This is a genomic window from Sinorhizobium chiapasense, from assembly GCF_036488675.1.
Taxonomy (GTDB): Bacteria; Pseudomonadota; Alphaproteobacteria; order Rhizobiales; family Rhizobiaceae; genus Sinorhizobium; species Sinorhizobium chiapasense.
In genome coordinates this window covers 362,581-389,510 of sequence record NZ_CP133148.1, presented here as the reverse complement: position 1 = coordinate 389,510, position 26,930 = coordinate 362,581, and the positions used below count along the sequence as shown (strand labels likewise).

The 26,930-nt window shown below is 61.6% G+C and carries 19 protein-coding genes; 8 read left to right on the top strand and 11 right to left on the bottom strand.

What is annotated here, in order from left to right; genetic code table 11:
* Positions 1 to 187 precede the first annotated feature (187 nt).
* Positions 188 to 637, bottom strand: coding sequence for a phasin (locus tag RB548_RS01760; protein ID WP_331373350.1), 450 nt, complete (start codon positions 635 to 637; stop codon positions 188 to 190).
* Between the two features lie 245 nt (positions 638 to 882).
* Here RB548_RS01760 and RB548_RS01755 point away from each other — a divergent pair, with 245 nt between their 5' ends.
* Both RB548_RS01755 and RB548_RS01750 read left to right on the top strand, forming a co-directional pair.
* Complete coding sequence (locus tag RB548_RS01755; RefSeq protein WP_331373349.1) at positions 883 to 4,278, top strand: PAS domain S-box protein; 3,396 nt, start codon at positions 883 to 885, stop codon at positions 4,276 to 4,278.
* 92 nt (positions 4,279 to 4,370) lie between these two features.
* Positions 4,371 to 6,053, top strand: a complete 1,683-nt coding sequence (locus RB548_RS01750) for an ABC transporter permease (RefSeq protein ID WP_331373348.1) — start codon at positions 4,371 to 4,373, stop codon at positions 6,051 to 6,053.
* Positions 6,054 to 6,561: 508 nt separating this feature from the next.
* Here RB548_RS01750 and RB548_RS01745 read toward each other — a convergent pair.
* Positions 6,562 to 8,514, bottom strand: a complete 1,953-nt coding sequence (locus tag RB548_RS01745; RefSeq protein ID WP_331373347.1) for an acetoacetate--CoA ligase — start codon at positions 8,512 to 8,514, stop codon at positions 6,562 to 6,564.
* Between the two features lie 173 nt (positions 8,515 to 8,687).
* On the opposite strand from RB548_RS01745, the gene RB548_RS01740 reads away from it, so the two are divergent.
* Complete coding sequence (locus tag RB548_RS01740) at positions 8,688 to 10,511, top strand: AsmA family protein (RefSeq protein WP_331373346.1); 1,824 nt, start codon at positions 8,688 to 8,690, stop codon at positions 10,509 to 10,511.
* A gap of 66 nt (positions 10,512 to 10,577) precedes the next feature.
* Here the strand turns inward: RB548_RS01740 and RB548_RS01735 are convergent, their stop codons facing one another.
* The 4 genes from RB548_RS01735 to RB548_RS01720 form a co-directional block, all read right to left on the bottom strand.
* A complete protein-coding gene (locus RB548_RS01735) occupies positions 10,578 to 11,399 on the bottom strand; it encodes an ABC transporter permease subunit (RefSeq protein ID WP_331373345.1) in 822 nt (273 codons plus the stop codon).
* Between the two features lie 3 nt (positions 11,400 to 11,402).
* On the bottom strand, positions 11,403 to 12,314 hold the full coding sequence (locus tag RB548_RS01730) for an ABC transporter permease subunit (protein WP_331373344.1): 912 nt from the start codon (positions 12,312 to 12,314) through the stop codon (positions 11,403 to 11,405).
* A 4-nt stretch (positions 12,315 to 12,318) separates the two neighbouring features.
* Positions 12,319 to 13,461: an ABC transporter ATP-binding protein gene (locus RB548_RS01725; protein WP_331375046.1), complete on the bottom strand. Its 1,143-nt coding sequence runs from the start codon at positions 13,459 to 13,461 to the stop codon at positions 12,319 to 12,321.
* A gap of 265 nt (positions 13,462 to 13,726) precedes the next feature.
* Positions 13,727 to 14,821, bottom strand: coding sequence for a polyamine ABC transporter substrate-binding protein (locus tag RB548_RS01720; RefSeq protein WP_331373343.1), 1,095 nt, complete (start codon positions 14,819 to 14,821; stop codon positions 13,727 to 13,729).
* A 329-nt stretch (positions 14,822 to 15,150) separates the two neighbouring features.
* Here RB548_RS01720 and RB548_RS01715 point away from each other — a divergent pair, with 329 nt between their 5' ends.
* Complete coding sequence (locus tag RB548_RS01715; protein ID WP_331373342.1) at positions 15,151 to 16,104, top strand: fatty acid desaturase family protein; 954 nt, start codon at positions 15,151 to 15,153, stop codon at positions 16,102 to 16,104.
* 4 nt (positions 16,105 to 16,108) lie between these two features.
* On the opposite strand, the gene RB548_RS01710 is transcribed toward RB548_RS01715, so the two are convergent.
* Positions 16,109 to 17,518, bottom strand: a complete 1,410-nt coding sequence (locus RB548_RS01710; RefSeq protein ID WP_331373341.1) for a helix-turn-helix domain-containing protein — start codon at positions 17,516 to 17,518, stop codon at positions 16,109 to 16,111.
* 228 nt (positions 17,519 to 17,746) lie between these two features.
* Here RB548_RS01710 and aceA point away from each other — a divergent pair, with 228 nt between their 5' ends.
* Positions 17,747 to 19,036: an isocitrate lyase gene (gene aceA, locus RB548_RS01705; protein ID WP_331373340.1), complete on the top strand. Its 1,290-nt coding sequence runs from the start codon at positions 17,747 to 17,749 to the stop codon at positions 19,034 to 19,036.
* Positions 19,037 to 19,161: 125 nt separating this feature from the next.
* Complete coding sequence (locus RB548_RS01700) at positions 19,162 to 19,401, top strand: SMc00767 family acetate metabolism repressor (protein WP_331373339.1); 240 nt, start codon at positions 19,162 to 19,164, stop codon at positions 19,399 to 19,401.
* 179 nt (positions 19,402 to 19,580) lie between these two features.
* Here RB548_RS01700 and RB548_RS01695 read toward each other — a convergent pair whose 3' ends face one another.
* Positions 19,581 to 20,462, bottom strand: coding sequence for a LysR family transcriptional regulator (locus RB548_RS01695; RefSeq protein ID WP_331373338.1), 882 nt, complete (start codon positions 20,460 to 20,462; stop codon positions 19,581 to 19,583).
* Between the two features lie 88 nt (positions 20,463 to 20,550).
* Between RB548_RS01695 and RB548_RS01690 the strand changes: the two genes are divergently transcribed.
* Positions 20,551 to 20,724 (top strand): hypothetical protein, encoded by a 174-nt coding sequence (locus tag RB548_RS01690; RefSeq protein WP_331373337.1) that lies wholly within the window; start codon positions 20,551 to 20,553, stop codon positions 20,722 to 20,724.
* Positions 20,725 to 20,837: 113 nt separating this feature from the next.
* On the opposite strand, the gene RB548_RS01685 is transcribed toward RB548_RS01690, so the two are convergent.
* The 3 genes from RB548_RS01685 to RB548_RS01675 form a co-directional block, all read right to left on the bottom strand.
* On the bottom strand, positions 20,838 to 23,363 hold the full coding sequence (locus RB548_RS01685; RefSeq protein ID WP_331373336.1) for a methyl-accepting chemotaxis protein: 2,526 nt from the start codon (positions 23,361 to 23,363) through the stop codon (positions 20,838 to 20,840).
* 396 nt (positions 23,364 to 23,759) lie between these two features.
* Positions 23,760 to 23,897, bottom strand: coding sequence for a hypothetical protein (locus RB548_RS01680; RefSeq protein WP_331373335.1), 138 nt, complete (start codon positions 23,895 to 23,897; stop codon positions 23,760 to 23,762).
* A gap of 266 nt (positions 23,898 to 24,163) precedes the next feature.
* A complete protein-coding gene (locus tag RB548_RS01675; protein WP_331373334.1) occupies positions 24,164 to 25,348 on the bottom strand; it encodes a BaiN/RdsA family NAD(P)/FAD-dependent oxidoreductase in 1,185 nt (394 codons plus the stop codon).
* 133 nt (positions 25,349 to 25,481) lie between these two features.
* Here RB548_RS01675 and RB548_RS01670 point away from each other — a divergent pair, with 133 nt between their 5' ends.
* Positions 25,482 to 26,918, top strand: a complete 1,437-nt coding sequence (locus RB548_RS01670) for a glutamine synthetase family protein (RefSeq protein ID WP_331373333.1) — start codon at positions 25,482 to 25,484, stop codon at positions 26,916 to 26,918.
* Positions 26,919 to 26,930 lie beyond the last annotated feature (12 nt).

Sequence of the window (26,930 nt, the reverse complement as noted above, 5' to 3'; positions counted from 1 at the left end):
CTGATTTGCAAGCCTTAACTTGTGATTATCCTGCAAAAAGACCGGATGGCAAGCCACCCGGTCTTTCTGATGATGTGAGGCGCGCCACGCGTCTTTTGAGACGCGCAAAGGTCGCTGTAGCACTTTCAATCGCTGCATGATTTTGTCCTCAAATCGATTCCGATCTGAGGAATCATGCAGCAGCCGATCAGGCCTTCTTGAGGTTCGACATCGCCTTTTCAGCGGCGTCCTTGCCCGGCTTGGCAACGTTTTCGGCGACCTTCTTCGTCGCGTCCTGCATGGTCTTCGCCTGCTCGACGGCAAGTTCGGCCTGCTTACGGATGAAGGCGGTCTGGAGTTCGACCAGTTCCGAAAGCGACTTCACGCCGAGCAGCGATTCCATGTGCGAAAGGGAATTTTCGGCATTGGTGCGCAGCGCATCGATGGCCTTGAGACCGAGTTCGACGGTGCCGGTCTGAGCGTTTTCAAGCGTCGCTTCCACGGCCTTGGTCGCTTCTTCGGCAGCGGTCTTCATCTTGGCATAAGCTTCCTTCGACTGCGTGGCGCCCTTTTCGGCGAATTCGCGGAAGCTGTCGGCAAACTTGGCCGGGTCGAAGGAGGAAAGGGAAAATGCATCGTCGGTCTTCTTGGTAGCCATGGTAAGCGCTCCTTGGTGTGGCCCTCTTCAGAGGCGCCGGTTGGTTGCTGCCCATTATATAAACGATTTCGTTGTGCATTGCAACAAAAATTGTGCATTGCACAAATCGAGGCTCATTAACCTGAGGCCTATTAACCTTGCGCGGCAAAAGGCGTTGTCGACGGCGCGCCATTGCTGGACCCTCGCGGACGGGCCGGGTATTAATAGACTGTTAACGCGCAAGCGATCCGTCAATAGGCCTGCCCATGCCCGAGAGACAGTATCCCTTCATCGACATTGCCGTGCACGCACGGGTGCGCGATCATTTTGCCAAGGGGGATGCGTCTGTCCTGTTTTCGAGGGATCTCGGTCGCGTCTTGTGGGCCAACGACCAGGGCGCGAGCCTGTTCGGCATCGCATCCGTCTACGATTTCATCGATGCTGCTCTCGATCCGAACGATCTCTCGCTTCGCCAGCTGCGTACAGCAGCGACGCAGCTCTCAGCGGTCGGCGACCGCCGGCAATTGCTGGTTCGGATATCCGCCGGCTTCAGGCGCCTGCCCTTGAATGCGTCCGTGGAACTGATCCGCATCCGCCCGGGCGAAGATGCGGTGCTCTTCACCACCCCTCATAACGGGAAGGCCTTGACGACCGAGGAGCGCGCCGCCCGGATGATCGCGGGGCTCGACGGACCGGACACGCATATGGCCGTGCTCGACGGCGACGGCGCGATCCTTGCGCAGTCTTCCGGTTTCGATGAACTGGGTCTGTCGGAGGAGGTTCGCCGCACACTCGTTTCGGACGTTGCGCGCGATAGAGACCGGTTGATCAAGCGCCCGGTCCTGACCAGGAAGGGCGAGCTTCCCGCTGCGATCGGCAAGATATCCGACCACCCGACCCTGCACCTTCTGTTCGCGGTGGAAGCCGTCTTCGAGGATCTCGATTCCGAAGCGGCATCGGAAGGAACGGACGACAATCTGCCGTCGCCGACAGAAAGCCTCGACCAACCTGCCGCCGACGACCTGCCGGCGATGGAGGAGCCGCCTCGCCCGGGACTCCCGGACACGGCGACGGTGCCGGCGGATGCGGAGCAGGATGCGAATGACGGTGCGGGCGCGCCGGACGATCAAGGTGAATTGGCGCTTGGGCCGGACGAAACGACATCGGCCGCCGCGGAGCCTGCCAATCCCGATGAGCCTGCCGGAGCAACCGAGCCAGCCGCAAAGCGCGACGATGCCGGCGAGACCCATGCTCCCGGCTTTGCATTCACGCCCGGCGGTCGTGCCGTCCGCTTCGTATGGAAAATAGACGCGGAGGGGCGGTTCAGCGAGATCTCGGAGGAGTTTGCCTCGGCCGTCGGTCCCAAGGCTGCCGATGTGATCGGCGAGACATTTGCCGATCTCGCGCAGCGCTATGGTCTCGACCCGGACCATCGGATCAACGAGCTCCTGCGCCGGCGCGACACCTGGTCGGGCAAGACGATTCTTTGGCCGGTCGAGGGAACGAGCCTGAAGGTGCCCGTCGACCTCGCCGCGCTTCCCACCTATTCACGGTCTCGGGAATTCGACGGCTTTCGCGGCTTCGGGATCGTCCGAGTCGCAGACGCGGTCATCGACGAGAGGGCCAGAGGAATGGAGCTCGGTCGCACCGCTGAGCCTCGGCCGGCTGCCCTGCCACCGGAGAGCGAGGACGAGACCATCGCTCATGGAGAGCGGACAGAGACCGGAGCAGGACCTGGTTCCGACGTCGCGGCCGACGACGAGGCGCCCGATCGCGACGAGGAATGGGTGGACTTCGACTCCGCAACGGTTTCGGCCGAGCCAGAAGATCCCTTCCACGGCGAGCGTCCGGCACTGCGCGTCGTGGACGCGCCCGAGCGCCCATCGTCCGGCAAGATTGTGGACCTCGACGAGCGCAGGCCGGGGACGGCCGGGACGCTGACGCGGGGCGAACAAGCCGCCTTTCGCGAAATTGCAAGGCAACTCGGCGAACATTTCGGAACACGCGGGGAGAGCGAGGACATCGAGGAACCGGCCTCTGAATCGGCGCCGACAAAGCCGACAAAGGAGCCGCCCTCGAGCGCCGCCCCCGATACCGAAGAGGCAGATGAGACGAAAGCGACCGTCGCTCAGGAAGCACCTCCAGCCGACGATGAAACGCTTCCTACCCCGCGCCCGGCCGTGGGAATGAGCAGCGAGATCCTCGACCGCCTGCCTGTCGGTCTTCTCGTGCACTACGGCGACGAATTGCTGCATGCCAACCCGGAGTTCCTCCAGCTGACGGGATATAGCGATCTTGAGAGCTTCTCGCGGGAAGGCGGCCTTGACGCGCTCTTCGCCCACGGCGGCGACATCGTCGATGAGCCGGACGGAACGATGACGCTGATCCGCCAGAACGGCCAACTTGCATCGGTGAACGCGCATCTTCATTCGATCCGATGGGAGGGGAAAAGCGCGCTCATGCTTGCGCTCGCCCCGGCAAACGGGAGCGACGGCGCACAAGCGACACGCGATGGCGATGGAACTGCGGGCGAAGCAAGCCGCCTGCGGATGGAAATCGACGAGCTTCGCTCCATCCTGGAGACTGCGACCGACGGCGTCGTCATCCTCGGGCAGGAAGGCGACGTGCGGACGATGAACGGTTCGGCAAGTGCGCTCTTCAACTACGACGAAGACGAGATCCGCGGAAAACCCTTCGCCGCGCTCTTCGCCCATGAGAGCCAGAAAGCGGTGCTCGACTATCTGCAGGGTCTTGCCGGCCATGGCGTCGCGAGCGTGCTCAACGACGGCCGCGAAGTGATCGGCCGCGAGGCGAATGGAGGCTTCATCCCGCTGTTCATGACCATCGGACGGCTTTCTTCGTCCAACGGTTACTGTGCCGTCATCCGCGACATCACGCAATGGAAGCGGACCGAGGAGGAACTGCGGAATGCCAAGCGCGCCGCCGAAACGGCCAACGCGCACAAGACGGAGTTCCTGGCGAGGGTAAGCCACGAGATCCGCACGCCGCTGAACGCCATCATCGGTTTTTCCGACATGATGGCAAGCGAGCATTTCGGCCCGGTCGGCCATCCCCGTTACATCGAATATGCCGGGGATATCGGCCGCTCCGGCAGGCACGTCCTCGACATCGTCAACGATCTGCTCGACATCTCGAAGATCGAGGCTGGCGAGATGGACCTCGATTTCAGTGCCGTGGATATCAACGATGCGGTTTCCGAAGCGGTGTCGCTGGTGCAACCACAGGCCAACAGCCAGCGCGTGATCATCCGCACCTCGCTCTCGGCGTCCGTTCCGGCGGTCGTCGCGGACGGCCGGTCCATCAAGCAGATCGCACTCAATATTCTCGCGAACGCCATCCGCTTCACCCCGTCCGGCGGCCAGATCGTCGTGTCTACGTCCTACGAGGGGAATGGAAGCGTCATCCTGCGGATCCGCGACACCGGGATCGGCATGACACGCAGCGAGCTCGACCAGGCGATGAAGCCCTTCCGTCAGGTGACGACCGGCGGGCGCAAGCGCGGCGACGGCACCGGCCTCGGACTGCCGCTGACCAAGGCGATGACCGAGGCGAACCGCGCACAGTTTTCGATCAACTCCACGCCGAACGAAGGCACGCTTGTCGAAATTTCCTTCCCATCGCAACGCGTCTTGGCGAACTGAGCACGAATGCTGTAAGGAAATGTTGACTCGCGGGAGCCAGTTTGCCGGTTCCGGCAGTCGCCACCTTGCCGCTTCGCCTCGGAACCGATCGCTTGCAGTCCACATCCAAGAGCCTCAGAAGACGCTATGCCCGCTCCGGGACGGGCCTTGGTCATCCGTTGCTCGCAATCTGGGCCGTGCTCGCCTCGGCGATCGTGCTGATGCCGATGCTCGCGATTGGCTGGCTTGCCGTTTCCGGCGGCAGCGCCGATTGGCCGCATCTTATCGAGAACGTCATCCCGCGCGCGACGGGGCGAACGCTGCTGCTCGTCGCGCTTACGGGTGCGGCAACAGCTTTTATCGGTATCCTGACTGCATGGCTGGTGGCGAGTTGCGAGTTTCCGCTGCGCCGCTTCCTTTCTGCCGCGCTCGTACTGCCACTCGCGATACCCGCCTACCTCGCGGCCTACGCATTCGGCGAACTTCTCACCTTCACCGGTCCGGTCCAGGGGTTGATCCGGCTCATCTTCGGCTTCCAGACGAGCCGGGACTACTGGTTTCCGGACGTGCGCTCGCTCGGCGGCGCGGTGCTCGTGCTGAGCTCGGTGCTCTATCCCTATATCTATCTCGCCTGCCGCTCGATGTTCCTGATGCAGGGGCGCGCGGCCGCGGACGTGGCGCGCACGCTCGGCGCCGGCCCGCTCAAGGTGTTCTTCCGGATCCAGATCCCGATGGCGCGGCCTGCCATCATGATCGGCCTGACGCTCGTCGCCATGGAAACGCTTAACGACATCGGTGCGGTCGAGTTCCTGGGCGTCCAGACGCTGACCTTCTCGATCTTCGATACCTGGCTTAACCGCGGCAGCCTGGCTGGCGCCGCACAGATTGCCTGTATCATGCTGCTCTTCGTCGTCGCCCTGATGATGGTCGAGCGCGCCGCCCGTCGCAGGCAGCGCTTCTCCAGCCAGAAGACAACGGCCGCCGTCCACGATCTTGCCAGGCTTACACTGTCGGGCTGGAAAAAATGGGCGGCAACGATCGCCTGCCTGCTGCCGGTGCTCTCCGGCTTCGGCGTTCCCTTCTTTATTCTCGGAAATTACGCGCTGAACCGCATGGATCAGTTTTTGGCCCCGCGCCTTCTGAATGCGCTCTTGCACAGCATTCTGGTTTCCGCCCTGACAGCGCTCGTCGCGGTGCTTCTGGGATTTGTGCTTGCCTATGCCGCCCGCACCGGGCGTTCGCGCACCACGGAAGCAGCCGGCCGATTGGCCTCCTTCGGCTATGGTGTGCCCGGCACGGTTCTCGCGATCGGCGTGCTCTTTCCGCTGGCAGCGCTCGATAACGCCGTCGATGCGCAGATGAGAGATACGTTCGGAATTTCGACCGGCCTGCTGATGAGCGGCACCGGCTTTGCCATCGTCTACGCCTGCACCGTCCGCTTCCTTACGATGGCGGAAGGCACGCTCGAGGCCGGTTTCCAGAAATTGTCGCCGCATCTCGACATGGCGGCGCGCGCACTTGGACGCACGAGCGGCCAGACGCTGCGAACAGTGCTCCTGCCGATGATGCGACCGGCGGTGCTGACGGCGGCCCTGCTCGTTTTCATCGAGACGATGAAGGAACTCTCGGCGACCATCATGCTGAGACCGTTCAACTTCAACACGCTTGCTACTCTGGTCTACGAGGACGCCTCGCGCGCCAAGGTCGAAGACGCCTCCGTCGCGGCGATGATCATCGTCATCGCCGGCATGATCCCGGTGATCCTGGTGTCGAGATCGCTGGAACGCCGTCCCTAGAGCATCCCGCTTTCAAGGGGAATCACTGAAAGCGGATAAGATGCTCTAGAATCAAAGTGCTAGAGCGTCCTTTGTGCGTTCACTTGAACGCACGGCGCTCTGAAGCAATTCCAGGAAAAGTGTGTAACGGTTTTCCGTCCGGAGTTGCGTTGTTCTAACCGTCACAGCGGAAGCCGGCCGCTCGCAGACAAAACAGACAAAAAAAGAGGCAGCCGAAAGCCGCCTCTGAAGTCAATGCTAACCAACAAATGCTCGAGAAAAGGTGACATCATGTCTGCAGCAACATCGCTGCTGCGGCACCGGCCCTTGACTGGTCGGCCTCAAGTTGGTTCGACCATGCACCCCCAAATGTAAACAAGATCTTACTTTTTTATCCAACAATCTTAGGCAGTCGCGCGCAACTCCGATGATTTGGTTAATTCGCGGGACGCGAACTGGTTAACGCGCGACCGCATGACTGGCGATCGGAAGGCGGCAAGGCGCAGAAGCCGCCGTTCCGCTCAAATAATCAGCTTTTCAATGCATCGAGCCCGGCAAACAGGTCTAGCGCCTCGGGGTTCGCGAGCGCTTCCTTGTTCTTGACCGGCCGGCCATGCACGACGTCGCGAACCGCAAGCTCGACGATCTTGCCCGATTTGGTCCGCGGAATATCGGCGACGGCAATGATCTTCGCCGGCACGTGACGCGGCGAAGCACCGGCGCGGATGCGGTTTTTGATGACCTTTGTCAGTTCGTCGGTCAATTCGGCTCCCGGCGCCAGCCGGACGAAGAGGATGACCCGTACATCATCCTCCCAATCCTGGCCGATGCAGAGGGCCTCGGCGACCTCCTCCATCTGCTCGACCTGGTTATAGATCTCCGCCGTGCCGATCCGCACGCCACCCGGATTGAGCGTGGCATCGGAACGCCCATGAATGATGATGCCGCCATGCGGCGTCCATTCGGCAAAATCGCCGTGACACCAGACGTTGTCGAAACGCTCGAAATAGGCCGCGCGGTACTTGGCGCCCTCGGGGTCGTTCCAGAACATGATGGGCATCGAAGGAAAGGCCCTGGTGCAAACGAGTTCCCCTTTCTCGCCGCGCACGGATTGGCCCTCGTCGTTCCAGACATCCATGGCAAGCCCCAGGCCGGGGCCCTGGATTTCGCCGCGCCAGACCGGCTTCAGGGGATTGCCGAGCACAAAGCAGGATACGATGTCAGTGCCGCCAGAGATCGAGGCAAGTTGGATGTCCGACTTGATGCCTTCGTAGACGAAAGAAAAACCTTCCGGAGAAAGCGGCGAACCGGTGGACGTCAACAGACGGAGCGCCGACAGGTCGTGCGTGCTCACCGGCGTGAAGCCACCCTTGCGCACGGCGTCGATATATTTCGCCGACGTGCCGAAGATCGCGAACCGTTCCTCCGCCGCATAGTCGAAGAGGACATTGCCGTCCGGATAGAAGGGCGAGCCGTCGAAGAGGCAGAGCGTGGCTCCTGCCGCCAGACCCGATGCCAGCCAGTTCCACATCATCCAGCCGCACGTGGTGAAGTAGAAGAGCCTCTCGCCTTCCTTCAAGCCGCAGTGGAAGCGGTGTTCCTTGAGGTGCTGCAGCAACGTTCCGCCTGCAGAATGCACGATGCATTTCGGCACGCCGGTGGTACCGGAGGAAAACAGAATATAGAGCGGATGGCTGAATGGCAGCTGCTCGAACGCCAGCGGTTTGACCTCGAAGGGGGCAATGAAATCGGCCAGCGTGACGCCGCCTTCGGTCGCCGCTGCCACCGAGGCGCTATCACCCGCATAAGGAACAATGACGGTCGGCACGCCCAGCGTGGCGGCGACGGCGCCCACCTTACCGGCGACGTCCTGCCTCTTGCCGTTGTACCAATAGCCGTCGCAGGCGATGAACAGTTTCGGGCCGATCTGACCGAAGCGGTCGAGAACACCCTGCTCGCCGAAATCGGGCGAGCAGGACGACCAGATGGCGCCGATCGAAGCGGTCGCCAGCATCAATGCGATTGTCTCGGGCATGTTCGGCATCATCGCAGCGACGCGGTCCCCCTTGCCGATGCCCTTGGCCTTCATTGCCTGCTGCAGGCGCGACACCAGGGCGCGCAAATCATCCCAGGAAAGGCGACAGGCGACCTTGTCCTCACCCCGAAAGACCACCGCGAGGCCATCGCCGCTCTTGCGCAGCAGGTTCTCGGCGAAATTCAGCGTTGCGTCGGGAAAGAAGCGGGCATCAAGCATTCGCTCGCCATTGATAAGCGCTCTCTCCCCGCGGTCGCCGACGACCCCGCAATAGTCCCAGACCGCGGTCCAGAAGTCACCTCGCTCGGCCACGGACCAGTCATGGAAAGAGTCGTAGTCGGCAAAATTCCGGTCGAAACGTTGCCCGCACCACGCCATGAATTGCGCCATCGGGCTTCGCTCGAGAACCTCGGCACTAGGAACCCACAAAGGTCGATCTGCTTGCATGCTCTCCTCCACTCCTCTGCGTGTTTCTATACCATGCTGCAACGCAAAATAAACAGCACGCGCCAGGTTCGGCATCGCGATGACGACATTTCCATGCCAGTCGGATTTGCTTTCTCCAGGCCGAAGGCCTATCCAGACGGCTTGACCCGAGAGGCAACGGCAACCCAACCGAAATGACGAGACAAATCCTGCAGATATTGCGCAGTTCCGGCCTCTGGTCGCGGATCGGCCGGCGCCACCTCGTCTGGTCCGCCGCGGTCGGCGTCGGCCTCGCCGTCGCCTACAACGCCGCGCTGCCGCTGGTCATTTCGACGACGGATGCCCGCGCGACGATGGAACGGATGCTCGATGCCTGGTCGGGCGGTAAAAGCAGGATTGGCGGCGAACCCGAGGTCCGGTTCTGGCCGGAGCCTGAAATTACTCTACCCTCCGCAACCATCGAATCGAACGAGCCAAACCCGCGCCTGCTTGCCCATGTCGGCCGCATCACCGCATCCTTCAGCTTGCTCGCAGCCCTTCGCGGCGATCCGGTGCTGGACGATATCCGATTCGTCGATCCGGTCGTCACCATCGAGCGCGCCGCCGACGGAACGGTCAACTGGAAACGGCCGCACTGGCTGAGCCTCACCGAGACGACGACCGGTGAGGATACACCCTTCGGCGACATAACGATCGAAAACGGGCGGGTGCGGATCCTCGACCAAATGGCCGGCGGTGGCCTGAACATCGACGTTCCGGCCATTTCCGGAACTGTCAAATGGCCGTCCTTTGCCGAGCGCATCAGCGCACAGCTTTCGACGACCATCGGCGGCGAGGCTATTGACTGGGCGTTGATCTGCGACCAACCGCTGGCCCTCTTTGCCGGCGGCAATGCGTCGCTCAGGACCTCGCTGACCTCCACCCCTTTGACCTTCTCCTTCGAAGGTATCGGCAATCTTTCTATGTATCCCTTTGCCTCCGGCCATCTGCAGGCATCCGCCCCCTCGCTGTCAGCGCTTCTTGCCTGGTATCGGGGCGGTTCGTCGGCAGTGCTTCCCGCAGGTGCCTTCAGCATCGATGCCATGGTGGCGACCGGCGAAACGACGCTCAAGCTCGATGAGTTGCAACTTGCGATGGGTGGCGCCACCGCGACCGGCGTCCTGGACGTCGCCTTCCCGGCCGGCGACACGCCGCGTATCGAGGGAACGCTCGCCTTCGACAGCATCGATCTCAACGGCCTCAGTCTCCCGACTGCGAAGCCAGCGGACGCAAGCGCCCCACAATGGCGGGTGGCGGAGAACCTGACCGGCGCTTGGCGCGCAGATGTGCGGCTTTCATCGCAGGAAGTACTCGTCGGTCCGCTGCGTCTCACCGACGTAGCGGCCGGTGTCATCATCAATCGCAACCGGGCATCGCTCGACATCGGCGACAGTACCTACGCAAACGGTGTTCTCAGCGGCCGCCTGGTGCTCTCGGACAAGGGGTTGGAACATGGCGGTAGGCTGCAGATGAGCCTCAAGGATGCCGACTTCGCCGCCGTACTTAACAGTTTCGGTCTGAAGGGCCCGACGCCGAGCGGCAGGGGCACGCTCACTCTCGACCTTGCGACGGACCAAGCCGTCTGGGCGACCAGCGCTGCCGATCTTTCGGGCAGCCTGACTTTCTCGCTGGCAAATGGCAGCCTCGCCGGATTCGATGCGAATGCCTTCATCGATCTCATCCGAAGGGGGGAATTCTTTTCTCTCTCGCAGGCGAGTGCCGGGGTGTTCGACTTCCAGGCGGCCGAGATTGACGCCACCTTCGGCGGCGGCGTGGCCCGGCTGAACCGAGCGAATTTTGCCGGACCGTCAGGTAGCTTGTCAGTTACCGGCGTCATCCCTAACCGCACGGGAAGCCTCGCGCTTGCCGGAATGCTGGAAAACACGGAGACGATCAACCAACCGCTGCGCTTCTTCGTCGGTGGGTCCTGGCCGAATGCGGTCATCTCGCCGCTCTCCGTCCTCGTTGAGCCGCAATAGGTGCGTCTGATAGACGCTCGGGCGATGTAGGGCGGGATACATTTTTCCTCATCCCGCTTCGGGCGGTCAGCCTACCACGGCAAATGCAGCGCGCTCGTCCCTCTCCCGCTGCACCTCCCGACGCTTCGTCACGATCGAGGCGACGAGCACCCCGAACGCGACGACGCCGATCAGGATCGTGCAGATCGCGTTGATTTCCGGCGTCACCCCGAGGCGCACCTGGCTATAGATCTTCATGGGCAGGGTGGTGGCACCCGGCCCCGTCGTGAAGCTCGAAATCACCAGATCGTCGAGCGACAGGGTGAAGGCAAGCACCCAGCCGGAAAAGACCGCTGGCGCAATCACCGGCAGCGTGATTTCGAAGAACGTCCTGACCGGCGTCGCGCCGAGATCGAGCGCCGCCTCCTCGATCGACTGGTCGAAGCTCAAGAGACGCGACTGAACCACCACGGCGACAAAGCACATGGTGAAAGTGATATGGGCGAGCGTGATCGTCCAGAAGCCGCGATCGAACCCAATGGCGACGAACAGCAGCAACAGTGACAGGCCGGTGATCACCTCCGGCATCACCAGCGGCGCGTAGACCATGCCAGAGAACAGCACCCGGCCGCGAAAGCGGGTGTAGCGCACGAGCGCGATCGCCGCCAGCGTTCCAAGCACCGTCGCGACAGTCGCCGACAGCAGCGCGACGCGAATGGTCACCCAGGCAGCATCAAGCAGGGCCTGGTTGTGCCAGAGCTGGCCGTACCATCGCGTCGAAAAGCCGGCCCAGACGGTGACGAGCTTGGACTCGTTGAACGAGAAAATCACCAGAAGCACGATCGGCAGGTAAAGGAAGCCGAAGCCGAGGACGATGGAGACGATGTTGAAGCGCGACCACTTTTCCATCGTCTATCTCCCCTCGCTGTCGGCTTTTGCCTGCACATTCTGGAAATAGACGATCGGGAGAACCAGGATAAGCAGGAGGAGCGTGGCGACCGCCGAGGAAACGGGCCAGTCGCGGTTGGCATTGAATTCGTTCCAAAGGGTCTTGCCGATCATGAGAGTTTCCGATCCACCAAGCAGGTCCGGGATGACGAACTCGCCGACCGCCGGAATGAAGACCAGCAGGCAGCCGGCCACGACGCCCGCAAGCGACAGCGGGAACGTCACCCGCCAGAAGGCGGTGATCGGCGTACAGCCGAGGTCCTGAGCCGCCTCCGTCAGCGTCTGATCCATCTTCTCGAGTGCCGAATAAATCGGCAGCACCATGAAGGGGAGATAGGAGTAGACGATGCCGATGTAGATCGCCCAGTTGGTGTTGAGGATGATGAGCGGTTGATCGATGACGCCAATGGTAATCAGGAACTGATTGAGCAGACCTTCCGGTTTCAGGATCGCGATCCAGGCGTAGACCCGGATCAGGAAGCTCGTCCAGAAGGGCAGGATCACGAGCATCAACAGTGTCGGACGGACGGAACGCGGCGCCTGCGCCATTCCGTAGGCGATCGGATAGCCGATCAAAAGCGTCAGGAAAGTGGAAACGGCGGCGATGATGAGGCTCGAAATATAGGCGTTGAAATAGAGTACGTCCTCGGTCAACCAGACATAGTTGTCGAGGGAGAACTCGCGCATTCCTTCGAGGATGCCCGAAAGGCCGTCGGCCAGATCGAAGACCGGCGTATAGGGCGGCATGGCAACTGCCGTCTGCGAAAGCGAGATGCGGAAGACGATGAAAAAGGGAATGAGAAAGAAAAAGAGCAGCCAGGCATAGGGAACGATGATGACCAGACGGCTGACGAAGGCTGACGCAATTTTTGCCATGGCTTCAATCCTTCAACACCACGCCCGCGTCTTCGCTGAACGAGATCCACACCTGCTGGTCATAGCCAAGCGGATCCTCGACGGCGCGCACGGCATTCAGCGACGATGCCTTGATGACCTTGCCGTCCTTCAGACGAATGTGGAAGACGGTCATGTCGCCCAGATAGCCGATGTCCCAGATCTCACCTTCGGCTGCGTTGAGCGGCGCGTGGGCAGGCGCCTGCCGGGTGACCCGGATCTTTTCCGGCCGAACCGCAACGGCAGCCCTGGCTCCCGTCGACAGCTTCGCCGACGAGGCCATCCGGATCGGAACGCCGCCCGCCGTCTCGACGCGAACCCTGCCCTCTTCCGCAGCGGCAACCGTGCCGTCGAAAATGTTCACGTCGCCGATGAAGTCCGCGACGAAGCGCGAATTCGGCGCTTCATAGATTTCCGCCGGCGTCGCCACCTGAATGACCTTGCCGTGGCTCATGACGGCGATGCGGTCGGCCATGGTCATGGCCTCTTCCTGGTCATGCGTGACGATGACGAAGGTCAGGCCTAGTTCCTGCTGCAGGTCCATCAGCTCGAATTGGGTTTCCTCGCGCAGCTTCTTGTCGAGGGCGCCCAGCGGCTCGTCGAGCAACAGCACCTTCGGGCGCTTGGCAAGCGAGCGGGCGAGCGCCACGCGCTGGCGCTGGCCGCCGGAAAGCTGGTGCGGCTTGCGCTTGGCGAATTTCTCGAGCTTGACGAGCTTCAGCATCTGCGCAACGCGCTCGGCAATGTCCGGCTTCGGCATGCCGTCCTGCTTCAGACCGAAGGCGATGTTGCTTTCGACGGTCATATGAGGAAATAGCGCGTAGGACTGGAACATCATGTTGACCGGTCGCCGATACGGCGGAATGCCCGCGAGATTCTGGCCGTCGAGAATGATCTCGCCCGACGTCGGCTGCTCGAAACCGGCAAGCATGCGCAGCAACGTCGATTTTCCGCAGCCCGAGGCACCCAGAAGGGCGAAGAACTCCCGGGTGTAAATGTTCAGCGAAAGGTCGTCGACGGCGGTGAAGTCTCCGAACTTCTTGGTTACGTTCTTGAAGGAAATGAATGGTTTGGAGGCCGGATCCGCCCATGGGGCGAAGGACCGCCGGATACTGCCTAGAGACTTCATCATCTATCCCCGAATGACACAGCCGATGGGCGCACAGTCCTGACCTACAGCGCCGCGCGCCTTACCAGACGCGCAAAGGACGCTGTAGCACTTTGAATTGCTGCATGCTTTCATCCTTATATCGGGCTCGATCTAAGGAAACACGCGGCAGGCGCCCACTGCAATCTTACGCCGAGCGGAAGACGGGCGAACAACAACTCGTCCTTCCTCGTCCCGCTCCAAAAAAATTGCCCGGATCTTGGGGCCGGGCAATTCGTTTCCGCTCTTACTGGCCAGTGACGACCTTGGTCCAGAGCCGGGTCAACACCCGCTGCTCCTTGGGCTCGAACGGCGTGATGGTGAACAGCTTCTGCATCACCTCGTCCGACGGATAGATAGCCGTGTCTTCCAAGACTTCCTTGTCGAGGAACTGCTGAGAAGCCTTGTTGCCGTTGGCGTAGAAGACATAGTTCGAGGCCTTGGCAATGACCTCCGGTTTCATCATGTAGTTGATGAACTCGTGCGCTTCGGCAACATGCGGCGCATCGGCGGGAAGCGCCAGCATGTCGAACCACATCTGCGCGCCCTGCGCCGGGATTGAATAATCGACCGTCACACCGGCTTTCGCCTCCGCAGCACGGTCCCGCGCCTGGAAGATATCGCCGGAGAAGCCGACAGCGAGGCAGATATCGCCGTTTGCGAGCGCATTGATGTATTCGGACGAGTGGAACTTGCGCACATAGGGACGGATGCTCGTCAGCAACTCGGCCGCCTTTTCAAGATCGGCCGCCTCGTGGCTGTCGGGATTGAGGCCCAGATAGGCAAGTGCGGAAGGAACGATATCGGTCGGCGAGTCGAGGAGATGAATGCCGCAATCCTTGAATTTCGCGGCTATTTCAGGCTTGAAGATGACGTCCCAGTTCGGCTTCTCGTCCGTGCCCAGGATCTCCTTCATCTTGTCGACATTGTAGCCGATGCCGGTCGTGCCCCACATGTAGTCTACGGCATATTCGTTGCCGGGATCGTACTTCGCCGTACGCTCCATGATAACGTTCCACATATTCGGCAGGTTCGGGAGCTTCGACTTGTCGAGCTTCTGGAACACGCCGGCCGCGATCTGGCGCTGCAGGAAATAGGCCGTCGGCACCACGACGTCATAGCCGGAGCCGCCGGCGAGCAGTTTCGTCTCCAGGATTTCGTTGGAATCGAAGACGTCGTAGACCACCTTGATGCCGGTCTCTTTGGTGAAGTCCTCGAGAATGCTGCTGTCGATATAATCCGACCAGTTATAGACATTGACGACCCGCTCCTGCGCGGAGGCGAGCATGGTCGATCCCGCGAGCGCCGCGGCTGCCAGTGTTGCGATCACGATTTTGGACATTCAGTTCCCTCATTATTGTCGGTTCTCGGCCGGACCCGCCAACCCGTGCGGTCCCAGTCGGCCCGACGGGGAGGTTAGGCATCTTTCTCGCCAACCTCAAGCGCTTTCGCTCGGGTTTCAGGCACGATCCCGTGCCTAATGCACTTTGGCAAGCGCAAGCGAAAACGGGCACTTATGACATGGGGCTCGGGAACACTGTGCCAATCGGGGACGAGCCACGCGTTAACCATCGTACAAACATGCCGACTCACGGGCCGCGTTTACGATTGATTAACCTTAGTGGAAGTGCGAGTTTGCCGACGGTTGTGTATCAGCGTCCGGACCACGTTATGAGCGAGCGAAACCGCAGGATCGACCCGAGGGAATTGAAGCGCCTTTCGGTCCTGCAGCCGAGAAAATCACTAACGGCAATCGCCACGGACTGGGCCGTCATCGCGGCGGCGATCGCCGTCAGCGAATACACCGACAATATCCTCGTCTACGTGATCGCCATCGCTGTGATCGCCGGGCGAATGCACGCCTTGGGCTGCATGGTGCACGAGGCTGCCCACTACCGCATCATTCGCGATCGCAAGCTCAGCGACTGGATGAGTGACATTCTGCTGGCCTGGCCGGTGCTGGCGACAGTTGACGGCTATCGCCAGAACCACCTTGCCCACCACCAGCACGCCAATACGGATGACGACCCGGACTGGGTGGCAAAGCGCGACCTCACACAGTTTACCTTCCCGCAGAAACTGGCACGCGGTATTGCGCAACTGCTCGGCTACCTCGTCGCGGTGAATTCGATCCGCGACCTTATTCACATGGCCAAGAGGATCTCGACGACGGATCGCTCGACACCGGCCTACAAGGCGCTAAGGCTTGGCTTCTACCTTTCGGCAGCGGTCGTTTTCACGATCCTCGGCATCTGGCGCGAATTCGTGCTCTACTGGCTCGTGCCCTTCTTCACCTTTTTCTGCCTGTTTCTTTACGTGCGCAGCGTCGCCGAACATTTTGGCAGCATGGATTACGGCGACGAACTGACGAGCTCACGCACCGTCTATCCGCATGCCTGGGAGAAGCTTTTCTTCGCCCCCCACAACATCAACTACCACCTCGAGCACCACCTCTATCCCGGCGTGCCCTACTACAATCTGCCGGATCTGCACGCTATCCTGATGCGAAACAAGACCTATGCGGCGAAGGCCCACATTACACGTGGCTATACCACCGGCCTCGCCGCGGAATGCTTCGCGCCCGGGGCACCGCTGTTGCCCAATCAGCATCCGGCGAGTTACTGACCGGCTATTGAAAGTCGAAAACGCTGAGGCCCGTCGCCATCTCGTCCAGGCCAAGCGGGCGGGTGACAGGTGGTTCTGCGCGCGCCAGACAGCCTTGCCGCTCGCAGAGGCGGCAGGCTGCGCCAACAGGGACTGCCGGCATTCTCGACGCACCGTAGACGACTTCCTCCGCGAAGCCGGCATCGCAGCCGATAAGCAGTGCCGTGCGCCTCACCCGCTCCTGGAAGCCCGCTTGCGGTCCGTCGAGCGTCCGCGAAACGACAAGGAATTCGCTGCCCTCCGGCATTTCGACGCGGTCGACGAGAACCTGCCCGGGCACGGCGAAGGCGGCATGGATATTGAGCTTCGGACAGGCGCCGCCGAAACGCGCACCAGGAAAGCCAAGCGCGCCCGCACGGCGCAGCCGATGGCCGGCATTATCGATCTCCATAAGGAAAAACGGGATGCCCGCGGCGCCGGGGCGCTGCAACATCGTCAGTCGATTGGCCGCCTGTTCGAAGGACACCTGAAAGCGGGATCGCAAGATATCGATGTCGTATTTCGCGCGCTGCGCCGCGGCTAGAAACGCTTGATAGGGCATCATCAAGGCATGGGCGGCATAGCGCGCGAGTTCGAAGCGACCGATGCGGCGCGCCTCGGCGGTCGAGAAGCGGAATTGCTCCAGCTCGGCGTCGATCGCCTCGTGGCAGGCGATCGACGCCACTTCCATGGCGATTTCCCGCGTCTGGTCGAAAGGTGACAGGCGTTCGGATATAAAGAGCCGCATCGAGTGCCGGTCGAACCGGCGGCGCAGGTTCGGCATGGCGTGCACCGGCAGCGTTCTGACGACGAGGCCATGCTCCTTCTTGAGCCAGCCCTTCAGCGCTCCCGTGAGATCGTCTCCGGGCGAAAGCGCGGCATGAAACGCCTCCATTGCCTCCTCGATCCGCGCGAAATGATTGGGCCGCGCCTCGAACGCCTCGCGCATCTCATCGATCGGCAGCCGGGTGCCCGAAAGCGCCGCCATGTGCCCCTGTCCCGCCAGGAGATCGGCGAGATCCTTCAGGCGTGACGCCTGCTCGCGATAGGCGCGGTAGAGCTTGACGATGCCGCCGGAGGCGTTGGGCGCCGCTTCGGCGATTTCGATCAGTTCCTGGTCGCCGGGCAGTTCGCCGGCCAGGAGCGGATCGGCGAAGACCTCGCGCAAGTGTGCCAGACCACTACCGGTTTCTCCCTGCAGCTCGTCGAGGTCCACCTTGTAGACCGAGGACAGCTTGAGGAGCAGCTGCACCGTCAGCGGCCGCTGATTGCGCTCGATGAGGTTCAGGTAGGAGGGTGAGATGCCGAGCGCCTCCGCCATCGCCGTCTGCGTCAACTGAAGACCATTGCGGATACGTCTGACGCGCGGCCCGGCGAAGATCTTGTTTTCGGCCATTTGTAACTCCCTTTACAAATCCGGCACCGCGATCGCTTTGACAACTTTTACAATTTTACCGATTTCTACTGTCAAACACAAGACAAGATAACCCTTTTGAATCGGCCAATTCTGCGAATTCCATAGCCTTCTCATGCACTGCAATGTAAAAAATGTCACATGAACTTACGACCAAAACTGGCGTAAGACCAAAGTCGAAGAGCTATCGGTTTTTACGAGGAGGACAGGATGACTGATTTTTACAAACTGGTTCCCGGCGCACCGCGGGGACGTTTCGACGGTATCCAGCGACCCTATACCGCCGAAGATGTGAAGCGGCTGCGGGGATCGGTGGAAATCCGTTATTCTTTTGCCGAGATGGGTGCCAACCGCCTGTGGAAGCTCATCCACGATGAGGATTTCGTCAATGCGCTCGGCGCGCTCTCGGGCAACCAGGCGATGCAGATGGTTCGCGCCGGCCTGAAGGCGATCTATCTCTCCGGCTGGCAGGTCGCCGCAGACGCCAACACGGCTTCGGCGATGTATCCGGATCAGTCGCTTTATCCGGCCAATGCCGCACCGGAATTGGCGAAACGCATCAATCGCACCCTGCAGCGCGCCGATCAGATCGAGACCTCGGAAGGAAACGGGCTTTCTGTCGAGACCTGGTTCGCGCCGATCGTCGCCGACGCCGAAGCGGGTTTCGGCGGGCCGTTGAACGCCTTCGAGATCATGAAGGCCTTCATCGAAGCTGGTGCGGCAGGTGTCCACTATGAGGATCAACTTGCTTCGGAAAAGAAATGCGGCCATCTCGGCGGCAAGGTGCTGATCCCGACCGCCGCGCATATCCGCAACTTGAACGCAGCGCGGCTTGCGGCCGACGTCATGGGAACACCAACGCTCGTCATCGCCCGCACCGATGCGGAAGCGGCAAAGCTCCTGACCTCGGATATCGACGAGCGCGACAGGCCCTTCGTCGACTACGATGCCGGCCGCACGGTGGAGGGTTTCTATCAGGTAAGGAGCGGCATCGAGCCCTGCATCGCGCGCGCGATCGCCTATGCGCCGCATTGCGACCTCATCTGGTGCGAAACCTCGAAGCCTGATCTGGAGCAGGCGCGCAAATTCGCCGAAGGCGTACACAACGCGCATCCGGGCAAGCTGCTCGCCTATAATTGCTCTCCATCGTTCAACTGGAAGAAGAACCTCGACGACGCGACGATCGCCAAGTTCCAGCGCGAGCTCGGCGCGATGGGCTACAAGTTCCAGTTCATCACGCTCGCCGGCTTCCATCAGCTGAACTACGGCATGTTCGAGCTGGCGCGCGGCTACAAGGATCGGCAGATGGCCGCCTATTCGGAACTGCAGGAAGCGGAATTCGCAGCAGAGGCCAACGGCTACACTGCAACCAAACACCAGCGCGAAGTCGGCACCGGCTACTTCGATGCTGTGTCGTTGGCGATCACCGGCGGCCAGTCGTCGACCACCGCCATGAAGGAATCGACCGAGCACGACCAGTTCCGCCCGGCGGCAGAATGAAGGACGCGGATTGAAAGGCCGGGGCGCGCGGCATCCCTGCCCGTCGCGCGTCCCGGAAACAACAGAACCTCGAACCGAAAGCGGAGTGCCCGCATCCGGCTCTAACCTCCAAAGGAGCAACGTCAATGACAGTACAGACACGCGTCAAGGAACGGGCCGAGGAACAGTCGTCGGCCATGACCCCTGACCAGCAGGCGGCGATCCGCATGGTCGCGAACGACCTGCATCGGCTCAATCAGTCGGTCATGAAGGCCGTCGATGCCGGCGTTTCGGTCGAGCTCGTGCGCTCGGCACGCCATCACGGCGGCGAAGGCAACTGGGGCGACCTGCTCATTCCGGTCATCGTCACACAAGGACGGAAGTGATGTTAGCGCTTACGGCAATCGCGTTCATCCTCACGCTTTCGGGCGGGTACTGGCACGAGCTTCTGTCCCGCAGACGGCAGATCCCCGTCGCCGTCGTTCGCGGTCGCTGACGAGAAAGCTCTTCCTTCCCATGAACAAACCACCGGCCGACGGTAAATCGGCCGGTGGTCCTTTCCGTCCTATGCGGACGAGGTCCGCCGCGGGCGCTTGCCGGCAAACAGGTCCACGTGGCTGCGCAGCAGTCGTGTCATCCGATCGACGACAGTGCGGATTTCCCGCCTGTGCCGGTCCTCGTTGTTCATGACGATCCATTGCCGATGTCGAAGCGGCTCTATTTCCTCGCCCGCGCGCTCGAGCAGCGGATCGAGATCGCCGACGAAGCAGGGCAACACCGCACTTCCGGCCCCGGCGCGCGCGAGATCGAGCAAGGAGCGGGGCCGACCAACCGTCGCAACGATCCGGCCGGCCGCCTGGTCGTGCGGCCAGCGCAGATAGGCAGAGATCGCCTCTTCCTCGGCGACCGCAACCCAGCGCTCGGGCCCGCCGCCCGGCGCATTTTTCTGCCGATAGGCCGCATAGGCCACGTCGCCGATCAGCCGCGACGCCAGATAGGTCTCGTCCGGCTGGAAGGCGCGCAAGCCGATATCGCTCTCGCGGTAGGCAAGATTCGCCCTTGCCTCCCCGATCGAAAGCGATATGGCAAAGGCGTCGCGCTCGGTGCAGATCGCCGGAAAATTTTCCGCGATCAGCCACGCGTTCCATGTTCCGGCCGCGATACGCACGAGCGGCATCCCCTCGCCTTCCTTCTGCCAGCTCTCGACCTTGCGTGCCGCCGCCTCCATTTCCTGCAATTGCTCGAACAGGAGGCGCCCGTCGGCGGTCAGCACGTATCCGGTTTGGCTGCGCACGAAGAGCGAACGCCCTGTACGCTCCTCGATCTCCAGCATCCGGCGGCCAATGGTTGCTGGACTCAAGCCGGTAGCCTGCGCCGCACCGGTCAGGCCGCCGGCGCGCGCCACGGTCATGAAACAGCGGTAGATGTCCCAGTCCATGTTTTTCATACGTGAAAGACATATGGGGAATTAGGCCGTATGTAAAACAGTTTTGAGTGCATAAAAGAGGGGATGCCCGAAAACGAGGAGCATCACCATGGACCTGATGGCAATGGCCTATCTATTCGACATGCTTTCCAAGAATCGCCGCTGGGACGAGGCCTTCGAGCCGCTCCGGCCGCCGCGCAAGACCCTCGTGGGCCGCCTGATTTCCGCAATCGCCCGGAAGTCGCCGCCGAAAAAGCGCCGCTCGGACTGCGGCCCCGTTTGAGCTTCGCACCGCGGCGACCCCAATTGACAATGCCGTGCGCCCGGTCGAGCGCACGGCATTCAGTCCTTGCATTACCGTAAGCGAGCAAGCCCGCCGCGGCTGGTCGCTGCCGCTCAGGCGGCGCGGTAGGTCTGGCCGGTCGCCACTTCCGGCTCCAGCCGGAATTGCTCGACGAGCATCATCAGCGTATCCGCCTGGCTTGCGAGTGCGCGGCTGGTGGCCGTCGCTTCCTCGACCATCGAGGCATTCTGCTGGGTCATCTGATCCATCTGGTTGACGGAGCCGTTGACCTCGTTCAGCGCCGCTGCCTGGTCGCGGCTTGCCGTTGCGATCATGTCCACATGCTGGCTGACCGAGACGATCTGAGCGCTGATCGAGGCAAGGACTGCGCCGGTCTCCTTGACGAGATGAGAGCCCGAATTGACCTCTTCAGTCGACTTGTTGATGAGTCCCTTGATTTCCCGAGCCGCCTCGGCGGACCGCTGCGCCAGCTCCCGGACCTCCTGCGCGACGACGGCAAAGCCCTTGCCCGCCTCGCCGGCGCGTGCCGCCTCAATGCCGGCGTTCAACGCCAGCAGGTTGGTCTGGAAGGCGATGTCGTCGATGACCTCGATGATCTGCTCGATCTGGCGTGAAGCCTCTTCGATGCGTCCCATCGCGGCGATGGCATTGGTGACGACGGTCGCCGAGCTGTCGGCGCTCTTCTTGGTCTGTGAAACGGCGAGGTTCGCCTCATGCGCCCGCTCTGCCGAGGAACGCACCGTCACAGTGATCTGGTCGACCGCGGCCGCGGTCTCCTCGAGCGAAGCCGCCTGAGCTTCGGTGCGCTTGGAGAGCGAGTCGGCGGATTGATGCATGTCCGCGCCGCTCTGCTGGATCGCCTGGGCGTTCGACCGGATCTGGGCCAGAGTATCCTGAAGCCGGATGAGCGATCCGTTGAAGTCCGTGCGCAACTGCTCGAGCCGCCCGTGGAAAGGCACCTCGATCTGGTGCGAGAGGTCGCCTTGCGCCAGACGCCCGAGGCCAGCGGCGAGTTCGCTGACGGCAAGATCGATCTGCTGGTCCAGCTCGCGTTTTTCGGCGTCGTTCCGGCTGCGTTCCGCTTCGGCACGAGCGCGCTGCTCTTCGCTTTCCGCCTCGATGCGCACCTTGGAAAGGGCGTTTTCCTTGAACACGCCGAGGGCGCGCGCCATGTCGCCGATTTCGTCGCGCCGCGCATCGCCGTCGATCGCCGTATCGAGCATGCCGTCGGCAAGGCGGCGCATGGCGGCGGTGATCTGTCCGATCGGTTTCTTCAGCGTCAGGGTCAGCGCGATGCCTGCGAGCAATGCGATGATGACGCCGCCGACCGTCGCAGCAACGGAGATCTGGTTCGCTTCGTCCCGTTCGGTACCGGCTGCGACTTTCTGCTGCTCCGCGAACTCGGTCAGATCGCCCCAGATCTCATTGATCGATTCACCGGCAGCATTGAACTCGGAATTGCGCTTTTCGGAACTCGCGACCAACGCAACACCATCCTTCTTCATCACGTCGAGGATCGGAAGGAGCGCATCCGCCGTGGTATCGAAGAAGCTCATCCCGTTCGCGACGCCACGCAGCGTTGTCAAATTTGCCTGAACAGCAAGGAACTTATCCAGGAGCCTCTTGCGATTTTCCTCGGTCGTGGTGCCGAGGAAGGCCGCCGCGGCGATCTGAATGTCGGTGATCGACGTGGAAAGCCGGCGTGTCGCGGTCAGCACAGATTCGGTGCTCGCAATCTTTTCGTCCAGCTCGCTGAAGATCTGGGTAGCCTCGCGCATCTTGCCGACGGAGGCGGCTTCGAGGCGGAAGCTCGCGGTACGGAAGCGATCGACGTATTTCGAAATGTTGCCCAGGGTTTCTGGTCCGACCGGGGCCTTGATCAGGGAGCCGATCTCGCTCGATGCTGAATTCACCGTGTCGGCGAGAGACTTTTCGCCCTTCGGCAGCAGGGTGAAGATCTCGCGCTGCGTGCGGCCGATCGCCGGGAAGCGATCCTTGACCTCCTTCAGCTTCTCTTCGACCGTGGTCGCCTTGGCGACCTCGGTGCCAAACTCCGTGAAGAAGCGGCTGGCGCGAAGGAGCTTTTCGGCGTTCCGGAGCATCGTCTTCGCCGCGTTCTCGTCCTTGCGCACGGCATATTGCAGCCGGTTCGTCTCTTCATTGATCTTCGATTGTTCGGCCACCAGGCGCTCCAGATTGGCCGCCGTAGCCGCGCGCAGTTCCTGCTCGCCGACATGCAACGTCCAAAGACCCTCGATACGCGCTTCGATATCGCCGGTCGCAGCGATCGCAGCGGTCAGCTCGTCCTGTCCGTTCTGGCCGGCAACCTGCGCGGCGGTCTCAGCGAGGATGTCCTTCTGCGCGGCGATCGTCGCGCGAACCGCATCGCGGCTTTCCTCGGTCGTCCTGTACAGGAAATTGTTCATCCCGGCATAGACGTCCTTGAAGCCGCTCAGCGTCTGCAGGACGCTGTTTGAAATCTCCATGCGCCCCTGCAGCAGACCCGATGCGTAGAGGCCGGTAATGCCGACAGCCGAGATGCTGACGACAAACGGCAGGATGAAGAACAGAACCTTCGTCTGAATCTTGAACCGGGCAAGAACTCTATCAATGAACATTGAAAACACCTTGGCTCGCAGCTCGCGTTTCGCTTCCCCCGATGGCCCGGCGTACCGCCCCAAGCGATTGCTTGTGGAGGAACAGGCCACCCGATGCGCAAACAGGCTGATGTTTTTCGGGAAACATGCGGCGCACGCCGCCAGTCCGCCGGCAATCATTGCGGAGCCCGCGCTACCCGTGTGCGGGCAGCGAGGCCCTGACGGGACTCACTTGGGCGCCATAGTCAATTTGAACGATTAAGATTTGTATAAGCGGCCGGCGGTTATGACGCGGCGATAGGGCGAGGACGATTTTGCGACAACGGCCATGCGGTTTCGCCCGGATCACAGGCACCGCAATTTGGATCAGGTGAACTCGCTCACCTGGGAAGGCGCTTCCGCCTTCCTGACTTGCATTCAGAACGCGGCGAACGTCGCGAAAGTCACAACGAGAAAGAGAGCGATAACAGCACCGAAAGCAATCAGCTCGTGGTGCAGGTGGCCCTGCTCGGTGCGGGCGATCGCAACAGCGCGGGGACGGCGTGAGTGGGTCATGGCATCCTGTCCTTGTCCTACAGCGCCGCGCGTTTTTCCGACCGCAAAGGACGCTGTAACCCTTGAATTGCTGGCAGCCAACCCGGCTACCATGCACATCATGGTGCATTCATCCTGCGGCCAAGGAAAGTCCATGAAATGGAAACAGTGTGGTTTCCGTTTAGGGACCGCCCCCAGTCCTGTGCAGGCTATGCAGCCATAAATTCAGGTTCAGCCATTTCCGTTAACAATGGCTGAAAAGGCAAATCACCAATTCTTCCGTGTGGTCACACCTCTTGACCGGCGGCGAAACCGGAGGCCCAGGCCCATTGGAAATTGTAGCCGCCGAGCCATCCGGTGACATCGACGCATTCGCCGATGAAATAAAGTCCCGGAACTTCCCTCGCCTGCATCGTCCGGGAATCGAGCGCACGGGTATCGACCCCGCCGAGAGTAACTTCGGCGGTCCTGTAACCTTCCGACCCGGCGGGCTTCAGCGTCCAGTTCTGGATGGAAGCCGACACTGCGTCGATGGCCTTGTCCGAAAGGTCGGCGAGCATCCGCCCCGCCAGCTTTGCTTCTTCCGCGAAGAAATGCGCCAGCCGTCGCGGCAGGATGTCGGCTAAGGCGGTATGCGCGGCCTGGCGCCCGTTCGTTCGGCGCATCCCCTTGAGAATGGACGCGATATCGATATCCGGCATCAGCCGCAGGACGATCTCCGCGCCCTCCCGCCAATAGGAGGAGATCTGCAGGATGGCGGGTCCGCTCAAGCCGCGGTGGGTGAGCAACACCGCTTCGCGGAAGGCGGCCTTGCCGCAGCGCGCCTCGGCATCGGCCGCAACGCCCGCCAGTTCGCCGATCTTATCAAGTTGCGCCGGATCGAGGGTCAACGGAACCAGCGCAGGCCGCGTTTCGACAATCGGCAGGCCGAACTGTTCGGCGGTCCTATAGGCAAAACCCGTGGCACCCATTTTCGGAATCGACTTGCCGCCGCTCGCGACCACCAGTGACGCGGCCTCGACGGCACCCTCATCCGTCGTCACGCGGAATCCGGATGCGACTCTCTCGATCGCCGAGATCGCCGTTGCAAGCCGCAGCGCCACGCCCGCCTCCTGCATCTCGGCAAGCAGCATACGGATGATGTCCTTCGCCGAATGATCGCAGAAGAGCTGGCCAAGCGTCTTCTCGTGCCATGTAATGCCGTGTTGCTCGACGAGCGCGACGAAATCCTGCGGCCGGTAACGCGCCAGCGCCGACTTGCAGAAATGCGGATTCTCGGAGAGGAAGTTCTTCGGTCCGGCGTGAATATTGGTGAAGTTGCAGCGACCGCCGCCGGAGATGCGGATCTTCTCGCCGGGTGCCTTGGCATGGTCGAGCACGAGCACACGGCGTCCGCGTTTTCCCGCCTCGATCGCGCACATCATGCCGGCGGCACCTGCGCCAATGATCACCACATCGTGTTTTTCTGCCACGGAAGACCCTTTTTGCGTTTCAGCTTTCCTTTCCGATGGCAGAACCAAAAGTCAATCGTGATCCGTCGCGCTGCTCTAGCCAATCGCCAAACTCCGGTTATGATGCGCTATCCGAAGCCAAAACCGGTGATTTATGCCCTCCAAGAGAAGTGTCGCCCAGCAAGCAGCAAAGATCAGCAAGAGTTCGAAAATACCAGCCGCCCTGCACTCGCCGCGAGGCGTGAAGACCTGGAAGGAAGCGGTCGACTGGCTTAGGATTCGCGGCATTGAGGACATCGAGTGCATCACGCCCGACCTTGCCGGCGTACCGCGCGGCAAGATGATGCCCACCTCCAAGTTCACCTCGAACACCTCGCTTGCTCTGCCTTCGGCGATCTACCGTCATACGATTTCTGGCGAATATCCCGACGAGACCGGCCAGTTCCGTTACGATTCGCGCGACAGCGACATCAAGCTGCTGCCCGATCTTTCAACCCTTTCGATTGTTCCTTGGGAGACCGACCCGACGGCGCAGGTCATCTGCGACATCGTCGGCTCGCAGGGCGAGCAGATCAACTATACGCCGCGTAACGTCTTGAAGCGCGTCGTCGACCTCTATCGCCAGAAGGGATGGAAGCCGGTCGTCGCGCCCGAGATCGAATTCTACCTTGTCGCCCAGAACGACGACCCGGACTATCCGCTCCGCCCGCCGAAGGGACGCTCCGGCCGCTCGATCCTCGGCGGCCAGGGCTATTCGATCGCCGGCATCAACGAATTCGACGAACTGATCGATGACATCTACCATTTCTCGGAAAAGCAGGGCCTCGAGATCGACACCCTCATTCATGAAGAGGGGCCGGCACAGCTCGAAATCAACCTCAGGCATGGCGACCCGATCGAGCTTGCCGATCAGGTCTTCCTGTTCAAGCGCACAATTCGCGAAGCCGCACTGAAGCACGGCATCTATGCGACCTTCATGGCGAAGCCGATGCAGGGCCAACCCGGCTCGGCGATGCACATTCACCAGTCGGTCGTCGAGATCAACACCGGTCGCAACCTCTTCTCGAATGCGAACGGGTCGCCATCGAAGGAATTCTTCTCCTTCATCGGCGGCATGCAGCACTACGTGCCGAAAACTATGGCGATGATGGCGCCCTACGTGAACTCGTACCGGCGGCTGACGCCCGACATGTCAGCACCGGTGAACACCGCCTGGGGTTATGACAACCGGACGACGGCGTTCCGCATCCCCGTCTCGGACGCGGCCGCGCGACGCATCGAGAACCGCCTGCCGAGTTCGGATGCCAATCCCTATCTGGCGCTCGCGGCCTCGCTCGGCTGCGGCTATCTCGGCATCATCGAAGACCTGCAGCCCACGCCACCGACAGAGGACACGGCCAACGAAGGCGCGATCGACCTGCCGCGCGGTCTGCTGGAAGCGGTTTCGCTGCTCGAATCGGCGCCCTCGCTCGCCGATGTGTTCACACCTGAGTTCGTCGCCATCTACGCCGGCGTGAAGCGTGGCGAATTCGAGACCTTCATGCAGGTCATCAGTCCGTGGGAACGCGAATTCCTGCTTCTGAACGTCTGACCGAAAGGCGCC